The organism is Methylacidimicrobium cyclopophantes, from assembly GCF_902143385.2.
Lineage (GTDB): Bacteria > Verrucomicrobiota > Verrucomicrobiia > Methylacidiphilales > Methylacidiphilaceae > Methylacidimicrobium > Methylacidimicrobium cyclopophantes.
In genome coordinates, this window is the sequence record NZ_CABFUZ020000200.1 from 1 (window position 1) to 3,072 (window position 3,072).

Below are 3,072 nucleotides of genomic sequence, written 5' to 3' on the forward strand. Positions count from 1 at the left end.
CGGCGGCTCCGCTCAGCGCACATTCGGCATTGACGTGCAGATGGCGGGCCAAATTGACGACGGCAAAGAGGAGATCGCCGATTTCCTCTTCGATTCGTTTCGGGTCTCCCTCGGCCGCCGCACGGTTCACTTCTTCGAGCTCTTCGGCGATCTTCGCCTTGGGGCCTTCCGAGTCGCTCCAGTCGAGGCCGAGCTTGGACGCCTTTCCCTGATATTTTTGCGCACGGAGAAGGGCGGGTAGCTCCCGCGGAATCCCGTCGAAGATGCTTTGTCGCTCCGGCTTTTCTTTCCGCTTGCTTTGCTCCCAGTGAGTGATGACTTCGTCGGCGTTCTTGGCGCTCGCGTCCCCGAAGACATGGGGATGGCGTCGGATGAGCTTTTCCGAGAGGCCCTCGGCCACGTCGCAGAAAGTAAAGGCTCCCCGCTCGCTCGCCATCTGCGCATGGAAGAGCACATGGAGCAGGAGATCGCCGAGCTCCTCTTTCAGCTCCTCCGGCGAGTTCCGGTCGATCGCTTCCAAGACCTCGTAACATTCTTCGAGGAGCTGACCCTTGATGCTCTGGTGGGTCTGCTCCCGATCCCAAGGGCAGCCGTCGGGTGCTCGGAGGCGGGCGAGAATGGCCGAAAGGCGATCGATGGCAGGATCGGAGGAGCTCATGGGAGGGGGATGAGGAGGATGTTCTTCGGATCGGCGGTGCCGAGTCCATATTCGACGGCGGTTTGAATGTAATGGACCATGGGTTGCAGGGAAGGAATGTGAGCGCCGACGCGCCAGGAGTCAACGCGGCTCACGAGAAGGGAATCGATGGCGACCGGATCCCTGCTGAGGTAGATCGCTCCAAGTGGGTAGGTGAACTCCGGACTGAAATCGGGCCCTCCGGCATATTGCGCGATGAGCGCATCCATCACGTGGAGCACCACTTTGCTCCGGACAAAGGGCCGGTCCAAGATCTCCGCGATGGCGGGATCGCCCCAGTTTCCCTCTCCCTCGAATCGGCGGGTGTTGTCGACCATCCCGAAGGCGAGAGAGGCGAGGCTGCCATTGAAGCCGAACCCGCTGTTGTCGATGCAAACCGGCACGTTGATGATCTTGGTGCAGATCTGGGTGACGAGCCGTGCGTAGTAAGACTTGTTGCTCACCTGGCTCTCGAGGCTTCCCGCCGAGACCCCTTGGCCGTACATCTGCGCCACGCTCTGCTTCTCGCCGTGCCGTTGCGATCGTTGGCCTTGCCCGCGGTTGGGCTTGATCCCTTGGAAGGCGAGGTCTCCCCAAATCAGTCGGCCGAGGACTTCGTTCACGTAGAAGACATGCTCGTCGAAGCCGGTCGCCGGAATCACCGAGCGAACGAGATAGGGCGCTCCCTCCGGGCGGGGGAAGTAGCCGGCTTCCCGGAGATCGTCTTCCTGCTTGTCCCAGACGACGATCCGCTCCTCGGACACCCCCGCCTCGACCAGGCTTTCGGCAATCGCGGCGACGAGCTCCTTGCGACTCGACATGACGGGACCGCCCGAAGCCGAAATCTTGATCCCGACGATGTCTTGGGCGGTGATCCCGATCCCTTTGGTCCAGGCTGCCTGCGCAGTGGCCTGCTTCGTATATTGCAAGAGCGCATCCCGGAACATGGTCCGAACTGCGGCGGCGTCGACGCTGAAGTTATGGACGACGGACGGTCTCTCGACGATGACGACCGCGGAACCGGAGGCGGCCGCCTTCGACGAAGCCGAGACGAGGAGGAAGAACACGAAATAGAAGAGATGCCCCATGAAGTTCGGGTAGGCCTTGCGTTTTTCCACGAGAGCCGATTTATTCCAGCGGAATGGGGACGCCGGCGTTCCGAGAATTCGTGGAAACCGTTCGTGCCGCCAGCGACATTGTTGAGGTCATCGGCAACTATGTTCCTCTAAAGCGAGCCGGCTCCAAATACAAGGCTCTCTCGCCATTCAACGCGGAGAAGACTCCTTCTTTTTTTGTCGATCCGCAAAAGCAGCTCTTCAAATGTTTCAGCAGCGGCTACGGCGGGACGGTGTTCGATTTCGTCATGCAGTACGAGCGTCTCGACTTTCTGGGCGCCTTGCGCTTGCTGGCGGAGAGGGCCGGGCTGGAGATGCCCGGTAGCTTCCGGAAGGAAGCGGGGGCCCCCTCGACCCGGGAACGACTCTTCTCTCTGCACAAGGCGGTAGCCGATCGGTGGCGCGGTCTTTTGTGGAACTCCCCGGAGGGAGAAGCGGGCCGTCGCTATCTCGAATCCCGAGCCCTCTCCCGGGAGGCGGCGGAAACATTCGAGATAGGGTATGCCCCGGACCGCTGGGACGGAGTCCTTCGGTGGGGTCTCACGCACGGCTATTCGGTCGAGCTTTTGGCGGAGGCGGGACTCGTGGTTCTCGGTGAGAAATCGCAGCCCTACGACCGCTTTCGCGATCGGCTGATCATTCCAATCGCCGACGAAGCGGGTCGGATCGTGGGCTTCAGCGGCCGAAGCGTCGGCTCGGAAGGATCGGCTCCCAAGTACCTCAATTCTCCGGAGAGCCCGATCTTTTCGAAAGGGAAAATTCTCTTGGGAATGGATCGAGCCAAGCGGGCGATCGCGCAGGAAGGAAGAGCGGTCCTCTGCGAGGGGCCGATGGATCTGATGCGCTGCCACCTTGCCGGCTTCCGCAACGTCGTCGCCGTCCAGGGTACCGCGCTCACCGAACACCACGCGCGTCTGCTGCGAAGGTTCGCCGAAGAGGTGATCGTCTGCTTTGACGCCGACCGGGCGGGAGAGAGCGCTGCGGTGCGGGGATTGGAAATCTTGACGGAAGCGGGATTCGACGTCCGGGTGGCTTCCCTTCCGACGGGGGAGGATCCCGACAGCTTCCTTCGCCGGGGAGAGGCGGCCGTTGCGAGCTTTCGGGAGACGTTGCGGCTCGCTCCCGCCTATCTCTCGCATCTTTTGGATCAAGCCGCCCGGCAAAACGACCTCGCGCTTCCCAGAGGGCGGAGCCAAGCGGCCCAGATGATGGCCGTCTGGCTCGCCAAGATCCCGGATCCGATCCGCCGGGAGGCCGTCGTTTTGGAGACGGCGGCCCCCC

General features: G+C 62.1%; 3 protein-coding genes. 1 reads left to right on the top strand and 2 read right to left on the bottom strand.

The features are described from left to right. Together mazG and FN369_RS08705 are read right to left on the bottom strand one after the other, a co-directional pair. A partial coding sequence (mazG, locus tag FN369_RS08700; RefSeq protein ID WP_142525767.1) for a nucleoside triphosphate pyrophosphohydrolase occupies positions 1-658 on the bottom strand: 658 nt, incomplete at its 3' end. After that, positions 655-1,794, bottom strand: coding sequence for a DUF362 domain-containing protein (locus FN369_RS08705; RefSeq protein ID WP_246189639.1), 1,140 nt, complete (start codon positions 1,792-1,794; stop codon positions 655-657). The genes mazG and FN369_RS08705, both read right to left, overlap by 4 nt. A gap of 50 nt (positions 1,795-1,844) precedes the next feature. Between FN369_RS08705 and dnaG the strand changes: the two genes are divergently transcribed. Then, positions 1,845-3,072 (top strand): DNA primase (gene dnaG, locus FN369_RS08710; RefSeq protein WP_178087773.1); only part of this gene is annotated, 1,228 nt, incomplete at its 3' end.